At 65.9% G+C, this 16,420-nt stretch carries 16 protein-coding genes; 10 read left to right on the top strand and 6 right to left on the bottom strand.

Going from position 1 to position 16,420, the window contains the following annotated elements:
- Positions 1–55 precede the first annotated feature (55 nt).
- Together metH and AC2A1N_RS13920 are read left to right on the top strand one after the other, a co-directional pair.
- Positions 56–2,740 carry a methionine synthase gene (gene metH / locus AC2A1N_RS13925; RefSeq protein WP_242891120.1) on the top strand — a complete coding sequence of 895 codons (2,685 nt, stop codon included), beginning with the start codon at positions 56–58 and terminating at the stop codon, positions 2,738–2,740.
- 79 nt (positions 2,741–2,819) lie between these two features.
- Positions 2,820–4,007 (top strand): MFS transporter, encoded by a 1,188-nt coding sequence (locus tag AC2A1N_RS13920; protein WP_242891118.1) that lies wholly within the window; start codon positions 2,820–2,822, stop codon positions 4,005–4,007.
- 48 nt (positions 4,008–4,055) lie between these two features.
- Here AC2A1N_RS13920 and AC2A1N_RS13915 read toward each other — a convergent pair whose 3' ends face one another.
- The 5 genes from AC2A1N_RS13915 to AC2A1N_RS13895 form a co-directional block, all read right to left on the bottom strand.
- Positions 4,056–4,736, bottom strand: coding sequence for a DUF2058 domain-containing protein (locus AC2A1N_RS13915; protein ID WP_242891116.1), 681 nt, complete (start codon positions 4,734–4,736; stop codon positions 4,056–4,058).
- Between the two features lie 10 nt (positions 4,737–4,746).
- Positions 4,747–4,989 carry a SlyX family protein gene (locus AC2A1N_RS13910; protein ID WP_005410256.1) on the bottom strand — a complete coding sequence of 81 codons (243 nt, stop codon included), beginning with the start codon at positions 4,987–4,989 and terminating at the stop codon, positions 4,747–4,749.
- Entirely contained in the window at positions 4,982–6,331 is a 1,350-nt protein-coding gene (locus AC2A1N_RS13905; protein WP_242891114.1) for a UDP-glucose dehydrogenase family protein, read from the bottom strand. Before AC2A1N_RS13905 ends, AC2A1N_RS13910 begins: the two co-directional genes overlap by 8 nt.
- A gap of 23 nt (positions 6,332–6,354) precedes the next feature.
- Complete coding sequence (locus AC2A1N_RS13900; RefSeq protein WP_014037761.1) at positions 6,355–7,332, bottom strand: FKBP-type peptidyl-prolyl cis-trans isomerase N-terminal domain-containing protein; 978 nt, start codon at positions 7,330–7,332, stop codon at positions 6,355–6,357.
- A gap of 96 nt (positions 7,333–7,428) precedes the next feature.
- Positions 7,429–8,016 carry a glutathione peroxidase gene (locus tag AC2A1N_RS13895; protein WP_061480095.1) on the bottom strand — a complete coding sequence of 196 codons (588 nt, stop codon included), beginning with the start codon at positions 8,014–8,016 and terminating at the stop codon, positions 7,429–7,431.
- A 366-nt stretch (positions 8,017–8,382) separates the two neighbouring features.
- On the opposite strand from AC2A1N_RS13895, the gene AC2A1N_RS13890 reads away from it, so the two are divergent.
- From AC2A1N_RS13890 to AC2A1N_RS13860, 7 genes are all read left to right on the top strand, one after another.
- Entirely contained in the window at positions 8,383–8,619 is a 237-nt protein-coding gene (locus AC2A1N_RS13890; protein ID WP_134969016.1) for a hypothetical protein, read from the top strand.
- A gap of 2 nt (positions 8,620–8,621) precedes the next feature.
- On the top strand, positions 8,622–8,981 hold the full coding sequence (locus tag AC2A1N_RS13885) for a GntR family transcriptional regulator (protein WP_005417481.1): 360 nt from the start codon (positions 8,622–8,624) through the stop codon (positions 8,979–8,981).
- On the top strand, positions 8,981–9,856 hold the full coding sequence (locus tag AC2A1N_RS13880; protein ID WP_061480097.1) for an ABC transporter ATP-binding protein: 876 nt from the start codon (positions 8,981–8,983) through the stop codon (positions 9,854–9,856). Before AC2A1N_RS13885 ends, AC2A1N_RS13880 begins: the two co-directional genes overlap by 1 nt.
- On the top strand, positions 9,853–10,881 hold the full coding sequence (locus tag AC2A1N_RS13875) for an ABC-2 transporter permease (RefSeq protein WP_065178601.1): 1,029 nt from the start codon (positions 9,853–9,855) through the stop codon (positions 10,879–10,881). Before AC2A1N_RS13880 ends, AC2A1N_RS13875 begins: the two co-directional genes overlap by 4 nt.
- Before the next feature lie 25 nt (positions 10,882–10,906).
- Entirely contained in the window at positions 10,907–11,794 is an 888-nt protein-coding gene (locus AC2A1N_RS13870; RefSeq protein WP_072168170.1) for a GIN domain-containing protein, read from the top strand.
- Between the two features lie 28 nt (positions 11,795–11,822).
- Positions 11,823–12,428 (top strand): YggN family protein, encoded by a 606-nt coding sequence (locus tag AC2A1N_RS13865; RefSeq protein WP_061480100.1) that lies wholly within the window; start codon positions 11,823–11,825, stop codon positions 12,426–12,428.
- A 106-nt stretch (positions 12,429–12,534) separates the two neighbouring features.
- On the top strand, positions 12,535–12,960 hold the full coding sequence (locus AC2A1N_RS13860; protein ID WP_032953534.1) for a hypothetical protein: 426 nt from the start codon (positions 12,535–12,537) through the stop codon (positions 12,958–12,960).
- Positions 12,961–13,068: 108 nt separating this feature from the next.
- Here the strand turns inward: AC2A1N_RS13860 and AC2A1N_RS13855 are convergent, their stop codons facing one another.
- Entirely contained in the window at positions 13,069–14,496 is a 1,428-nt protein-coding gene (locus AC2A1N_RS13855; RefSeq protein ID WP_242891112.1) for a class II fumarate hydratase, read from the bottom strand.
- Positions 14,497–14,788: 292 nt separating this feature from the next.
- Here AC2A1N_RS13855 and purB point away from each other — a divergent pair, with 292 nt between their 5' ends.
- A complete protein-coding gene (gene purB, locus AC2A1N_RS13850) occupies positions 14,789–16,156 on the top strand; it encodes an adenylosuccinate lyase (RefSeq protein WP_242891110.1) in 1,368 nt (455 codons plus the stop codon).
- Positions 16,157–16,420 lie beyond the last annotated feature (264 nt).

The raw sequence follows: 16,420 nt of genomic DNA, 5'->3' as shown, positions 1-16,420 counted from the left end.
GTTGCCGCCACCGTCCCGCACTTCCCGCCCTACTGCTGTTGAGCCGACGCCTGCCATGACGCCTGTCCGCCCTACCCGCCTGTCCGGCCTGGAACCGCTGGTCATCACCCCGGACCTGCTGTTCATCAATGTCGGCGAACGCACCAACGTCACCGGCAGCGCGCAGTTCCGCAAGCTGATCAAGGAGGGCCGCTACGAGGAGGCGGTGGACGTGGCCCGCCAGCAGGTGGCCAGCGGCGCGCAGATCCTCGACGTCAACATGGACGAGGGCCTGATCGATTCGGAAGCGGCGATGACGCGCTACCTCAACCTGATCATGTCCGAGCCGGACATCGCGCGCATCCCGGTGATGGTCGACTCCTCCAAGTGGAGCGTGATCGAGGCCGGCCTGAAATGCCTGCAGGGCAAGAGCGTGGTCAACTCGATCTCGCTGAAGGAAGGCGAAGCGCTGTTCCGCGAGCACGCGCGCAAGGTGCTGCGCTATGGCGCCGCGGCAGTGGTGATGGCGTTCGACGAGGCCGGGCAGGCAGACACCTGTGCGCGCAAGGTCGAGATCTGCACACGCGCCTACCGCATCCTGGTCGACGAGATCGGTTTCCCGCCGCAGGACATCATCTTCGACCCGAACATCTTCGCCGTCGCTACGGGCATCGAAGAGCACGACAACTACGCGGTGGACTTCATCGAAGCCACCCGCATCATCAAGCAGACCCTGCCGCACTGTCATGTCTCCGGCGGCGTCTCCAACGTCTCGTTTTCGTTCCGCGGCAACGAAACCGTGCGCCAGGCCATCCATTCGGTGTTCCTGTACCACGCGATCGCTGCCGGCATGGACATGGGCATCGTCAACGCCGGCGCGATGCCGATCTACGACGAACTGGAGCCGGACCTGCGCGAGCGTGTCGAGGACGTGATCCTCAACCGCCGAAGCGATGCCACCGAGCGTCTGCTGGAGATCGCCGAGCGCTACAAGGGCAAGAAGGGCGCGGCGAAGACCGAAGACCTGGCCTGGCGCGAAAAGCCGGTGGCACAGCGTTTGGCGCATGCCCTGGTACACGGCCTGGATGCCTTCGTCGAGGAAGACACCGAACTGGCCCGGCAGGCCTCCAGCCGCCCACTGGACGTGATCGAAGGACCGCTTATGGACGGCATGAACATCGTCGGCGACCTGTTCGGCGCCGGCAAGATGTTCCTGCCACAGGTGGTGAAATCCGCGCGCGTGATGAAGAAGGCCGTGGCCTACCTGCTGCCTTACATCGAAGCGGAAAAAGCGCGCAGCGGTGACACCGCCAAGAGCAACGGCAAGATCATCATGGCCACGGTGAAGGGCGATGTGCATGACATCGGCAAGAACATCGTCGGCGTGGTCCTGGCCTGCAACAACTTCGACGTGGTCGACCTCGGCGTGATGGTGCCGGCGCAGAAGATCCTCGATGCCGCCCGCGAGCACAACGCCGACCTGATCGGCCTGTCCGGGCTGATCACCCCGTCCCTGGAGGAGATGAGCCACGTCGCCCGCGAGATGGAGCGCCAGGGCTTCGACCTGCCGCTGCTGATCGGCGGCGCGACCACTTCGCGTGCGCATACCGCGCTGAAGATCGACCCGCACTACAAGGCGCCGACGGTGTGGGTGAAGGATGCATCGCGCGCGGTGGGCGTGGCGCAGTCGCTGATCTCGCGTGATCTGCGCGAGGCCTTCGTTGCCGCCAACGAAGCCGACTATGCCGAAATCCGTGCACGCCACCGCAACCGCGGCGACGCCAAGCGGCTGGTCACGCTGGAACATGCGCGCGGGCAGAAATTCCAGGGCGGCTGGGACAACTACACTCCACCGGCACCGAATCAGCCCGGCCTGCACGTATTCGACGACTATCCCCTGGCCGAACTGGTCGACTACATCGACTGGACGCCGTTCTTCCAGGCCTGGGAGCTGGCCGGCAAGTTCCCGGCGATCCTCACCGACGAGATCGTCGGCACCCAGGCCAGCGAGCTGTACAAGGATGCCCGTGCGATGCTCGAGCGCATCGTCAGCGAGAAGTGGCTGACGGCCAAGGCCGTGTTCGGCCTGTGGCCGGCCACCAGCATCGGCGACGATGTCCGCGTGCAGCACCCGCAGGGCGAAACCACCCTGCACTTCCTACGCCAGCAGGTGGACAAGCCAGCCGAACGCCCGGATTTCTGCCTGGCCGATTTCATTGTACCGGCCGACAGCGGAAAGCAGGACTGGATCGGCGCGTTCGCGGTCACTGCCGGTATCGGCATCGACACCCACGTCGCGCGCTTCGAGGCCGAGCACGACGATTACAACGCGATCCTGCTGAAAGCACTGGCCGACCGCTTCGCCGAGGCGCTGGCCGAGCGCCTGCACCAGCGCGTGCGTACCGAATTCTGGGGCTACGACCGCGCCGAGACGCTGGACAACGAGGCCCTGATCGACGAGCAGTACCGCGGCATCCGTCCGGCCCCGGGCTACCCGGCCTGCCCCGAGCACAGCGAGAAACGCCGCCTGTTCGACCTGCTGCAGGCTGAGAAGAACGCGGGCATGGAATTGACCGAGAGCTTCGCGATGCTGCCCACGGCCGCTGTCTCGGGCTACTACTTCAGCCATCCGCAGAGCCAGTACTTCGTTGTCGGGCGGCTCAGCCGCGAACAGGTCACCGACTATGCCCGGCGCAAGGGCGTGGACCGTGCCCAGGCCGAACGCTGGCTGGCCTCCAATCTCGACTACGACCCCGAATGAGGCGGTAGCGCCGGGCCATGCCCGGCGTCATCTCCCGTCCGCCGGGCATGGCCCGGCGCTACCGTGCATTATTCCCGCGATGACCGTTCCCGTTGCCCGCCTCTCAAGTTTCTACTTGTTCTACTACGCGGCGCTCGGCGCGTTCACGCCGTACTGGAGCCTGTTCCTGACCGCGCGCGGGATGAGCGTGACCGCGATCAGCGTGATGATGGGCCTGTGGTACGCCACCCGCGTGATCGCACCCAGTACCTGGACCTCGCTGGCGGCCGCATCACCGCGACCGGTCCGCCTGCTGCGCGTCGGCTGCATGCTGACCCTGCTCAGCTTCGCTGCCTTCCTGCTGCCACTGCCGCAGCCGTGGATGTACCCGGCGATGATCGTGTTCTGCTTCTTCTACAACGCGGTGATGCCGCAGTTCGAGTCGATCACCCTCACCCACCTGGGCAACGACAGCCATCGTTACGGGTTGATCAGGGTCTGGGGCTCGCTCGGCTTCATCGCCGTGGTCACCCTGTTCGGCTGGCTGATCGAAGGCGATGACGCCGGCAACCACGCCGGATTGTTGCCGTGGATGATGCTGCCCCTGTTCGTGCTGCTGGTTGCCTCGGCCTTCAGCAATCACTACGCGCGCGACATCGGCAGGACGGCGGGTGACGCCAGCGGCTTCTGGCAGATCGTGCGCCGACCGCCGGTGCTGGCATTCTTCCTGGCCGCCTTCATGGAACAGCTGTCGTTCGGCCCGTACTACACGTTCTTTTCGGTCTACATGGACCATCACGGTTACCGCACCTCCACACTCGGCCTGCTGTGGACCATCGGCGTGGTCTTCGAAGTGGGCGTGTTCTTCACCATCGGCCGCTTCTTCCGCCGCTACGACGCCAGCTGGATGCTGCTGATCGCACTGGTCAGTTCCTGCCTGCGCTGGGCCGTGACCGCACTGTTCCCGGAGAACCTGCCGGTGATGCTGCTGGCGCAGACCGCGCACGCGCTGGGTTTTGCCGCGTTCTTCGCTGCAGCGATGCAGATGCTGGCGACCTACTTCCCCGGTCGTCTCAATGGCCACGGCCAGGGACTGCTCTATGGATTCTCGTCGGGTGTCGGCGGTGTGCTGGGCGCGCTCATTGCCGGCCAACTGTGGAAGATCGACGACGGCCGCACCGCGTTCCTGGCCGGCAGCGGCTTCGCCCTGATTGGCGCCCTGCTCTGTTTCTTCGCGCTGAGCCTACCGCTGATCCGTGCGCGGCGCAGCACTGCGTGCACCCGGTAACGAAAACGCCGGGCAATGCCCGGCGTTTTCATCACGCGGCAGATGCAGTTACCAGACCAGGTCGTCCGGCACCTGGTACTGCGGATCCGCGTACGGATCTTCCTCGGCCGGCGCATTCGGATCGACCTTCAGCGCCACCGACGGGGCGAACACCGCCTCGGACTGTGCCAGCACTTCGGCGGTCACCAGCAGGTAGCGCCCGTTGAGCTGAACCACTCCAAGCTCGCCGGCATTGAGCGCGGTCAGCTGTTCGGCGGTCACATAGATGCGCTTGATCTTGCCGCCATACGGGAAGTGGCGGGCGATGTCGGCCGCTTCCGAGTTCAGGCTCTTGTCCTTCAGCAGTTCTTCCAGCTTGGTCTTGGCCTCGCGGCGCACACGCGCCTCTTCCTGCTTCAGGCGCTCGGCCTCGATGCGCTCTTCCTTTTCGCGTTGCGCGCGGATGGCATAGGCCTTGGCCAAATCCATCTCTTCGGCGCTGCGCGGCGTGCGCGGGCCCTGCTGGCCCGGGCCACGCGACTGGCCGGGCTTGCCCGGGCGACCGTGGCCATGCCCACGACGCTCGCCGGGCTTGTGCTCGCCCTTGCCAGCGCCCTGCGGCTTTCCATTGCCGTTGCCACCCTTGCCCTGCGGGCGACCGTCACGGCGGGGGCCATCATTCTTGCGCTCGGGCTTGGGCGCGGGCTTGAAGCCCAGGCCCATCAGCTGGTCGCGGAGGGTATCGCTCATAGGATTCGGATCAGTAGTGCGGCGGCGGCGGTTCGCTCGCCGGATCGGAAGAATTCAGCGCGTTGCGGACCTTGCCCAGGTCTTCCAGCAGCACGCGCAGCACGTCGGCGTTGCGCATGCCCTGCATGCGGGCATCGGCCAGCGCATCGCTCAGTTCGGCCAGCGCCTGTTCCTGGAAGGACACGCGCATTTCCAGTTCGACCAGGCGCGCTTCCAGCGCCTGCTCGCGTTCGGTTGGCAGCAGATCAGACATGCAGCGAGCGCCCCCGGCCGATGCCGTAGTACGCCAGGCCCGCCGCTTCCACATCCGCCGGCTCGTACAGGTTGCGGCCGTCGAACACCACTGCGTCCTTCAACTGCTCGCGCAGCATCTGGAAATCGGGGCTGCGGAACTGCTTCCACTCGGTCACCACGACCAGTGCATCGGCACCCTGCAGCGCCTCGTCGGCACTGCTGCAGAACACCAGATCATCGCGCTCGCCGAAGATGCGCTGCGACTCGTGCATCGCCTCCGGATCGTAGGCACGCACCGTCGCGCCGCCTTCCCACAGCTGCGCCAGCAGGCGACGACTGGAAGCTTCGCGCATGTCATCGGTATTCGGCTTGAACGCCAGGCCCCACACGGCAAAGGTCTTGCCACGCACACCTTCGTCTTCACCCTTGTCGTAATGACGTTGGATGAGGGCGAACAGATGGCCCTTCTGCGCATCGTTGACCGCTTCCACGGCGTTCAGCAGCTTCGGCTCCAGGCCGGCCTGCTGCGCGGTGCGGGCCAGCGCCTGCACATCCTTGGGGAAGCACGAGCCGCCGTAACCGGCGCCCGGGTAGATGAAATGCCAGCCGATGCGCGGATCCGAGCCGATGCCCTGGCGGACCTGCTCGACATCGGCGCCGACACGTTCGGCGATGTTGGCGATTTCGTTCATGAACGAGATCTTGGTCGCCAGCATCGCGTTGGCGGCGTACTTGGTCAGCTCCGCCGAACGTACGTCCATTTCCACCACGCGGTCGTGGTTGCGGTTGAACGGCGCGTACAGGCGCCGCATCACCGCCACCGGCTCGGCGCTGGTCGCGCCGATGATGATGCGATCCGGGCGCATGCAGTCGGCGACAGCGTCGCCTTCCTTCAGGAATTCCGGGTTGGACACCACATCGAAGGCGATGTCCGCGCCACGTGCCGCCAACTCTGCGGCAATGGCGGCACGCACCTTGTCGGCGGTGCCCACCGGCACCGTCGACTTGTTGACCACCACGGTCGGCACGCTCATGTGCCGGCCGATGGTGCGGGCCACAGCCAGCACGTACTGCAGATCGGCGCTTCCATCCTCGTCCGGCGGCGTGCCGACGGCGATGAACACGACCTGGCCGTGGCCGATCGCGGCCGCGGCATCGGTGGTGAACGCCAGCCGCGACGCGGCGTGGTTGGCCTTCACCATCGGCTCCAGGCCCGGCTCATAGATCGGGATGATGCCCTGGTTGAGGCCATCGACCTTGGCCTGGTCGATATCGACGCAGACCACCTGGTGGCCGACGTCGGCCAGGCAGGTACCGGTCACCAGCCCTACATAACCGGTACCGAAAATCGCAACGCGCATGTCCGTGCAGGCTCCGTGGTCGCTTACGGCAGGACGCCCAGCAGCTCGACGTCGAAGGTCAGAGTCGCATTCGGGCCGATCGGGCCACCCGGGGTGCCGTTCTCACCGTAAGCCAGCTCACCCGGGATCCAGAAGCGGTACTTCGACCCGACCGGCATCAGCGCGACGCCTTCGGTCCAGCCCTTGATCACCTGGTCCAGGCCGAACTCGGCCGGCTGGCGACCATAGGAGCTGTCAAACACGGTGCCGTTGAGCAGCTTGCCTTCGTAGTTCACGCGCACCTTGCTGCTCGGCAGCGGGCGCTCGCCGCTACCCGGGCGGATGATCTGGTACTGCAGGCCAGACGGGGTGGTGACGACGCCCGGCTGGGTCTTGTTCTTGGCCAGGAACGCGTTGCCTTCCTCGCGGTTGGTCTGCGCAGCGGCGGCGGCCTTGGCCTGCATCTCGGCCTGCTTGCTGCCCATGAAGGCCTGGATGGTGGCGGTCGCGTCAGCTTCCGTCATCTTCGGCTGGCCCTTGCTCAGGCCGGTGCTGATCGCGTCAAACAGCGAGGCGACATCGATGTCGTCCTTCAGCTGTGCCAGCGACGGGCCGACCGAGTACGAACCGATCATCTGCGACACTTTGACGCGATCGACCTTCGGCGGCTGCGAACCCGGCGCCATGCCCGGCACCTGCTGGCCACTGCGGGCCATCACCACCTGGCGCAACGCGGCATCGGTGGCCTTGGCCTGTTCCTGGGTGATCTGCGGCTGCAGGCCTTCGAACGAACGCTCCACGGCAGTGCGCAGCGCGGCCACATCGATCTCATCGGCGATCGGGGTAAACGACTTGGCGACATCAAGGCCGATGGCGTAGCCGAGCTTCTGCTTGGGGGAATTCAAGGTTGCGGTCTCCTTGGCGGCTGCGGGGGCAGCCGGTTGTTGCGACAGAGCGACACCCGAAGTGCCCATCGCCAGAATCAGAACCGACGCCGCGGCGCCGCGCATTCCCATCTTCATTCGCTGCATTCCTGGAAGTGTCTGGGCGCCGACGTCGGCGCGAAAAGAAACATTGTCGCACGCATGCCGTCGATGTCGAGGCATCCGTGCCGGATATCAATGCGTGGCGGCTGCGGCCAGCGCCTTGTCGATGGCGGCGGTCAGCTGCGGATCGTCCGGCGTTACCTTGCTGGCGAACTGGGCAATGACCTTGCCATCGCGGCCGACCAGGTACTTGTGGAAGTTCCAGCCCGGCGCCACGCCGGTGGCCGCGGTCAGCCTCTGGTACAGCGGCGTCGCCTGTGCACCGACGACATGCACCTTCTCGAACATCGGGAACCTGACGCCATAGGTGAGCGTGCAGAAATCCTGGATCTGCTTTTCGTCACCGGGCTCCTGGCCCTTGAAATCGTTGGACGGGAAACCGAGCACGGCAAAGCCGCGGCCGGCGTAACGCTTCTGCAGCGCCTCCAGGCCTTCGTACTGAGGGGTATAGCCGCACTTGCTTGCGGTATTGACCACCAGCAGTACCTGCCCGTGGTAGCGCTGCTGCAGGTTGACCTGCTGCTTGCTCGCCAGTGGGCGGTACTCCAGGTCCAGCAGATCGGCCGCCAGCACATGGGCGGAACCGGCCAGGCCGGCCACCAGCAGGGTCAGCAGGGACAGGCCGCGCAGGCGGCGCGGGATAACGGTCGGCAGGGGCATCGAGAGCGGTCCGCGGTAGCCATTCACAGGGCCGGCCGGTAGCGGCCGGGAATCGGCCGAACTATAGCACCGCCCCCGCCCCCCCCTTGTTGCGGCAAGCGCCAGCGGCTTTGCGCGGCGTGGCGTCTTCCCGCTGGCCTTACCAACGACGGCACAGTGATGACATAGCATGGACAACACTGAATGGAAGGCGGAACTGGATCAGCCCCTACATCAAATTTATTTCCCTTTCCAATCAAATGGATAAGTGGATATTTCAGCAATTTGACCACCCCTGCCATCAGTTGGGGACGGCAGGGGCTTGCACCCAGGCGTGCCGGTGTTATAGTTGCATACAACACCAGTCACCTGAGACAGAGGGAAGCCATGAACGCCCGCATCCGTCGCAACCTCACCGCCCCCGCGGCCGCTGCTGTTTCGACCCTGATCGTGCTGGCCTGGCTGGCCACGCCCACCACCCCCGCCTCTCCTGACAGTGCGCAGGATGCAAACGCTGCACCGGCCGGGAACGCCGCTTCCTCCCCCCCTCCCCCGCGTCGGCTGCACAGCTCCCTGTCCATGCCGTATTTCTCGTTCGCCCAGCCGCTGACCCCACGGAGCTGAACATGAGCGACATCCAGTGGAGCGACGGCGCTCCCATCTACCGTCAATTGAAGGAGCGCGTGATCGCCATGATGCTCGACGGAATCCTGAAGCCGGGCGATGCCCTGCCTTCGGTGCGCCAGGTGGCCGCCGACTATCAACTCAACCCCATCACCGTTTCGCGCGCCTACCAGGAACTGGCCGATGAAGGCCTGGTCGAGAAGCGCCGCGGCCTGGGCATGTTCATGACCGAGCAGGCGGCCACGCAGCTGCGCAGCAGCGAGCGCGAGCGCTTCCTCAACGAAGAATGGCCCGCGGTGCTGGAGCGCATCCAGCGCCTGGGCCTGAGCCTTGACGAATTGCTGCCCCAGGGGAACGTCTGATGAACAGCACTGCAAGCGAACCAGTCATCACCGCGCGAGGCCTTCGCAAGGCCTACAGGACCACGGTAGCCCTCGACAACGCCAGCTTCAGCATTCCGAGCGGGCGCATCGTCGGCCTGATCGGTCCCAACGGCGCCGGCAAGACCACCGCACTGAAGGCCATCCTCGGCCTCACCTCGGTGGAAGGCGACCTGAGCGTGCTCGGCCGGGATCCGCGACTGCATCGCGACGAGCTGATGAATGACATCTGCTTCATCGCCGACGTCGCCGTGCTGCCGCGCTGGCTGAAGGTGCGCGAGGCGATCGACTTCGTCGCCGGCGTCCACCCGCGCTTCGACCGCGCCCGCTGCGAGCGCTTCCTGGCCAATACCAAGCTGCAACCGAAGCAGCGCGTGCGCGAACTGTCCAAGGGCATGATCGTGCAGCTGCACCTGGCGCTGGTGATGGCCATCGACGCCCGCATCCTGGTGCTGGACGAGCCCACTCTCGGCCTGGACATCCTCTATCGCAAGGAGTTCTACCAGCGCCTGCTGGAGGACTATTTCGACGAACAGAAGACCATCATCGTCACCACCCATCAGGTGGAAGAGATCGAGCACATCCTCAGCGACGTCATGTTCATCCGTGATGGCCGCATCGTGCTCGACGCGGACATGGACGATGTCGGCCAGCGCTACACCGAGCTGCTGGTCAACGCCGACCAGCTGGAGACCGCACGTGCGCTGAAGCCGATCGACGAGCGCAGCCTGGCGTTCGGCAAGACCGTGATGCTGTTCGATGGCGTGCCGCGCGCCCAGCTCTCCACCCTTGGCGAGACCCGCAGCCCGGGCCTGGCCGATCTGTTCGTCGCCATCATGAAGGGGACCTACGCATGAATGCCGTCAACCACCCCGTCAGCCCGATGGGCACCCTGCGCTGGCTGCTCAAGCGCGAGTACTGGGAGAACCGTGGCGGTTTCCTGTATGCACCGCTGATCGCCGGCCTGATCTCGCTGGTGATGAGCACCATCGGCATCGCCTTCGGCCTGTTCGCCCTGCACCGGGCCGCGCGTGATGGTGGCCTGCACATCGACGGCGAAGACGTGAACATCAACGGCCTGGACCTGGCCCTGCTGACCCGCGACATCAGTGCCAAGGACCTGGCCGACCTTGGCAACGGCCTCGACCTGACCCTGGTGCTCAGCTCGGCCTGGCCGTTCCTGGTACTGGCCTTCGTGGTATTTTTCTACTGCCTGGGTGCCCTGTACGACGACCGCCGCGACCGCAGCATCCTGTTCTGGAAGTCACTGCCGCTGTCGGATACCCAGACCGTGCTGTCCAAGGTGATCAGCGCACTGATCGTGGCCCCACTGATCGCGGTGATTGCCGGCATCATCACCATGTTCGGCTTCATGCTGGTGATCAGCATCGTTGCGCTGATGCACGGTGGCAGCCCGATGACCCTGATCTGGGGTCCGGCCAGCCCGCTGACCCTGGCCGCCGGCCACCTTGCCTGGATCCCGGTCTACGCCCTGTGGGCCCTACCCACCGCCGGCTGGTTGCTGCTGTGCTCGGCCTGGGCCCGCAGCAAGCCGTTCCTGTGGGCGGTGATGCTGCCGCTGTTCGCCGGCGTCATCGTCAGCACCACCAAGGTAATGCCGCTGATCGGCCTGACCACGGGCTGGTTCTGGCAGAACATCGTTGGCCGGCTGCTGCTGGGCGGCGTACCGGGCACGGACCTGGTGTATCGCCTCAGCGCCGAGGAAGGCACGCGTCGCGACCTCGAATCGGTGGTCAGCCTGATGTCGCCGGCCTCGCAGCTGAAGTCACTGGCGATGCCGGAACTGTGGATCGGTGCTGCCGTCGGCGCCGTGTTCATCGTCCTTGCCATCCGTCTGCGCAAGCGCGCCGGCGAGATCTGATTCCATCCACCCGGAGGCACCACCCATGCGTTCCCTGCTCGCCTGTTCTGCGTTGTTGCTGTTGCCGCTGTCGGCGCTGGCCGCCGATGCTCCGAACTGCAAGTTCACCGCTGCCCGCGCGCTGAAGCTGGACGTGGCCGGTGCCAAAGCGGTGGTGTTCGAGGTCAATCAGCATGACCTGAAGGTGGTCGCCAGCCCCGGCGGCGGCCAGTTGGATGGCCGTGCCTGTGCGTCCAGCCAGGAATGGCTGGAGCAGCTGGTACTGGACCAGCGCAAGGTGGGCGACAAGCTGGTGGTGAGTCTGCGCCGCGAGGGCCGTGACAGCGGCATCAGCCTGGGCAGCAGCTATGCCTGGCTGGACATCCGTGGCAGCGTGCCGGACAACCTTCCGCTGCAGTTCAAGGTCGGCTCCGGCGATGCCAGCGTGGACAACGCGCAGTCGCTGAGCGTGGATGTCGGTTCCGGTGATGCCATCGTGCGTGGCACCCGCGGCAGCATCCATGCAGCGGTGGGTTCGGGCGACCTGGACATTGACGGCGGCAGTTCGCTGAACCTGCTCTCGCTGGGTTCCGGCGACGTCAAGGTGCGCAACATCGGTGGCGATGCGGTCACCGGCACTGTCGGTTCGGGTGACCTGAAGATCAGCGATGTCCGCGGCAACGCACGACTGGACACGGTCGGTTCCGGCGACATCGGGTTCAAGCGCGTGCAAGGCAACGTCGAGGTCGGTGTGGTCGGCTCGGGCGATGTTGATCTGTCCGACATCGGCGGCAATGTGCATGTGCGCAGCCACGGCTCGGGGGACATCCAGGTCGATGGCGTGCGCGGCAGCCTGACCGTCGACCACAGCGGCAGCGGCGATGTCGGCCACCGCAACGTCAGCGGCACCGTCACCCTGCCCCGTAAAAAGTAACCGCTACGGACCGATCGAGGAAACTGCCATGAATCTGCTGCGCGTGCTGCCTGCCACCCTGCTGTGTCTGCCGCTGATCGCCTGCGGCGGCACGTCCTCCACGCCTGATACCACCGTCGGCAAAAGCGTGGCCGACGCGACCAGCGGGGTCGGCCAGACTGTCAAGGAGGCCATGGACGATGCCCGCAAGGACATCACTCAGGGCAACATCAAGATCTCGGCCGACAAGCAGCCGCGTGCCGAGATCACCCCGGATGGCCACCTGCTGATCGACGGCAAGGACGTGCCGGCCAACGAAACCCAGCGCCAACGGCTGCTGGAATATCGCGGCCACGTCGTCGCCATTGCAATGGACGGCATGGATGTCGGCCTGGCTGGCGCCAAGCTCGGCGCCAGCGCTGCCGGCGAAGCGCTGAAGGGCATTTTCAGCGGCGACAGCGAAGGCATCGAGAAGCGGATCAACGCCGAGGCCGAGAAGATCGAGGCCCAGGCCAAGCGCATCTGCAACCGCATGCCGGCGATGCTGGCCAGCCAGCAGGCACTGGCGCGTGAGCTGCCGGCGTTCAAGCCCTACGCAACGATGGACCAGAGTGACGTCGACGACTGCGGCAAGGACACCGTGGTCCAGCGCTAGGCCTGTGACAGATCAGCGCACCCGGCCGGCAGCGGCGCCCCGCTGCCGGCCGTAGCGTGCCGACCGGCTTACAATGGCGGCCCCGGACGCCCCCGAACCGAATGCCATGAAGAAGTTGTTCCTGCTGCTGGCCGCCCTGCTCTGCCTGGGCCTGGTCGGCTGTGACAAGGATTACCGCAACCACCGCGCCGAGCGCGGCAAGCCCAAGATTTCCGTCAGCGAAGGCATGGTGACCGTGCGTCGCCCGCCGGCACCGAACATCATCATCCTCGGCGATGGCACGATGAAGGTGGACGAGATCCAGATCCCGCTGGACGAAGGGCAGAAGCAGATGCTGCAGACGATGTTCGGCAGGCTGCAGGTGCTGCGCCAGAACACCCTGGTCGCCGCCCCGGCCGATCCCAACATGCAACCGGTGAAGATCCAGCCGCCGGAGGGCATGGAAGTGATCCCGGCGGACCTGGTCCAGCGCATACCCGAGTTCAAGGATTACACCGACACGTTCGGCAACATCGTCGCCGACCGTCGCTGAAGCAGAAACGCCGCCCCAGGGCGGCGTTTCCTTTTGTAGAGCCGAGCCCATGCTCGGCTACTGCCCGGAATCTGAGCCGAGCATGGGCTCGGCTCTACAACCAGCAGATCAACCGCCGGCGCCACCACCGCCAGCCTGGATGCCACCTGCAGTCAGTGCGGTCGGATCCAGCAGGCGCCGCAATTCGGCCTCCTCCAGCCCGCTGTCTTCCAGCGCCACGTGCAGCACCGGGCGCTGTTCCTTGTAGGCACGCTTGGCAATCGCCGCAGCCTTCTCGTAGCCGATGATCGGATTCAGTGCGGTGACCAGGATCGGATTACGCGCCAGCGCCTCGGCCACGCGATCCTCACGCACCTTCAGCCCGGCGATCGCGCTGTCCGCCAACAGGGTCGACACGTTGGCGAGCAGGCCGATGCCATCGAGCAGGTTCACCGCGATCAGCGGCAGCGTGACGTTGAGCTGGAAGTTACCGGTCTGGCCAGCCACGGTGATCGCGGTGTGGTGGCCGATGACCTGCGCACAGGCCATCACGGTCGCTTCCGGAATCACCGGGTTGACCTTGCCCGGCATGATCGAGCTGCCCGGCTGCAGTGCCGGCAGTTCGATCTCGCCCAGCCCGGCCAGCGGACCGGCGTTCATCCAGCGAAGATCATTGGCGATCTTGATCAGCGCCACGGCCAGTGCATTGAGCTGGCCCGACAGTTCCACGGCATCATCCTGCGCGGCCAGGCCTTCGAACTTGTTCTCGGCGCTGTCGAACTTGAAGCCGGTCTGTTGCTTCAGTGCCTTGGCCACCTGCGCGCCAAAACGCGGGTCGGCGTTGATGCCGGTGCCGATGGCGGTGCCACCCAGCGGCAGGCGGCGCACGCGCTTGAGACTGTCTTCGATGCGCTCCTGCGCCGAGGCCAGCTGTGCCGACCATGCGCCGAACTCCTGCTCGAAGGTCAGTGGCATCGCATCCATCAGGTGGGTACGGCCGGTCTTGACCACCTTGCGCAGGCTGCGACCCTTCTTGTCGAGAGTCTTGCGCAGGTGCACCAGCGCCGGCAGCAGCTGTTCGTGCGTGGCCAGCACCGCCGACACGCGCAATGCGGTCGGAATCACGTCGTTGGAACTCTGCCCCTGGTTGACGTGGTCATTGGGGTGCACGGCGGTCTTGCCCGCCTTGCCAGCACGGTTGGCCAGGGTGGCGATGACCTCATTGGCATTCATGTTCGACGACGTGCCCGAACCGGTCTGGTAGACGTCGATCGGGAAGTGCGCGTCCCAGTTGCCGGCGGCCACTTCGGCAGCAGCGGCCTGGATGGCCTTGGCCACAGACTTCGGCAGATGTCCCAGCTCGGCGTTGACGCCGGCGGCGGCGCCCTTGACCAGGCCCAGGGCACGGATGAAACCGCGCGGCATGCGCTGGCCCGACACCGGGAAGTTCTGCACGGCACGCTGGGTCTGCGCGCCCCACAGGGCGTCGGCAGGCACCTGCAGCTCGCCCATGCTGTCGTGTTCGATTCTGAAACCCTTGCTTGCAGCTTTGCTCATTGCATCAACTCCGCACTACTTCAGTTGGGGAAAGGGAAGCGGCGGCTGGCAGGGTGTCGCTTCCCGGGCTGGCGGCTGCGCCAACGATACTCCCTTGCCCGCAGCGTGGGATGACGAGCGCGGGCCAGATCGTTTCATCCGCAGGGCCGTGTTGTAGAGCCGAGCCTGCGCTCGGCTGGCCCGTGGGCGCTGGATTACCCGGAGCAGCCGAGCGTAGGCTCGGCTCTACAGGGCACGCCTGCCCGGCACGTCGTAGAATATGGCCCCCGCCGCTCGTCCCAGCCCTGCCGACATGTCCGATTCCGCCCTGCTCGCCCTGTCCCCGCTCGATGGCCGCTATGCCGGCAAGGTCGACGCCCTGCGCCCGATCTTCTCCGAGTACGGCCTGATCAAGGCCCGCATCACGGTCGAGGTGGAATGGCTGCTGGCCCTGGCCGCCGAGCCGGGCATCGTCGAGCTGGCCCCGTTCTCCGATGCCGCCGTCGCCCGCCTGCGCGCGCTGGCCGCCCGTTTCAGCCCGGCCCAGGCCGCGCGTGTGAAGGAGATCGAGCGCACCACCAACCATGACGTCAAGGCGGTGGAGTATTTCATCAAGGAACAGCTGAAGGACGATTCCGAGCTGGCCCCGGCGCTGGAATTCGTGCATTTCGCCTGCACCAGCGAAGACATCAACAACCTCAGCTACGGCCTGATGCTGGAACAGGCCCGCCGTGAAGTGCTGCTGCCGACCCTGGACGGCATCGCCAGCACGCTGCGCACCCTGGCCCACGCCCAGGCCGGCCAGCCGATGCTGTCGCGCACCCACGGCCAGACCGCCTCGCCGACCACCCTGGGCAAGGAACTGGCCAACGTGGTCGCTCGCCTGGAACGCCAGCGCCGGCAGATCGCCGCGGTCGAACTGACCGGCAAGATCAACGGTGCCGTCGGCAACTACAACGCCCACATCGCCAGCTACCCGGACGTGGACTGGCCGGCCTTCGCCGAGCGCTTCGTGAGCGGCCTGGGCCTGGTATTCAACCCGTACACCACGCAGATCGAGCCGCACGACAACGTGGCCGAGATCGGCGATGCCGCACGCCGCGCCAACATCATCCTGATCGACCTGGCCCGCGACATCTGGGGCTACATCTCGCTGGGCTACTTCAAGCAGCGCCTGAAGGAAGGCGAAGTCGGCTCGTCGACGATGCCGCACAAGGTCAACCCGATCGACTTCGAGAATGCGGAAGGCAATTTCGGCATCGCCAACGCCCTGTTCGAGCACTTCAGCGCCAAGCTGCCGATCAGCCGCTGGCAGCGTGACCTGACCGATTCCACTGTGCTGCGTGCGCTGGGCACCGCGTTCGGCCACAGCCAGGTGGCGCTGGATTCGCTGGCCAAGGGCCTGGGCAAGCTGGAGGTGAACCCGCAGCGCCTGGATGCGGATCTGGACGCGGCCTGGGAAGTGCTGGCCGAGGCCGTGCAGACGGTGATGCGCCGCCATGGCCTGCCGAATCCGTACGAGCAGCTGAAGGCGCTGACCCGTGGCCAGGGCATCACCGCCGAGTCGATGCGTGCGTTCGTGCAGGGGCTGGAGCTGCCGGCGGATGCGAAGCAGCGTCTGCTGGACATGACCCCGGGCAGCTACACCGGCCTGGCCGAGTCGCTGGCGAAGAAGATCTAAGGGGGTTGCTTGCGGCGGCGGCCGCGGGCGCTGCCTGCGGCAGGCAACGGCAACCGCGACGTCAAAAGCGGCTCTGGATTGCTGTCGTGCTTGGCGGGGCGGGTTGGGTTCGCGGGGGACGCCGTGAATCCGTCCGTGGAGGCTTGGCAGCCGCATCCATGCGGCTGACTGATCTGGCCCCCTGAAAACGGACGCCATGAAGCCGTTTCAGGCGGCAGCCCGGAGCTGCCGGGCGTAGTTGTTAGGCGAGTGGTAGCCCAGCGC

The sequence above is a fragment of the Stenotrophomonas maltophilia group sp. SKK55 genome, assembly GCF_057179845.1.
Note: the sequence above shows the minus strand (reverse complement) of the source record. Positions and strands in the feature narration are given on the sequence as shown.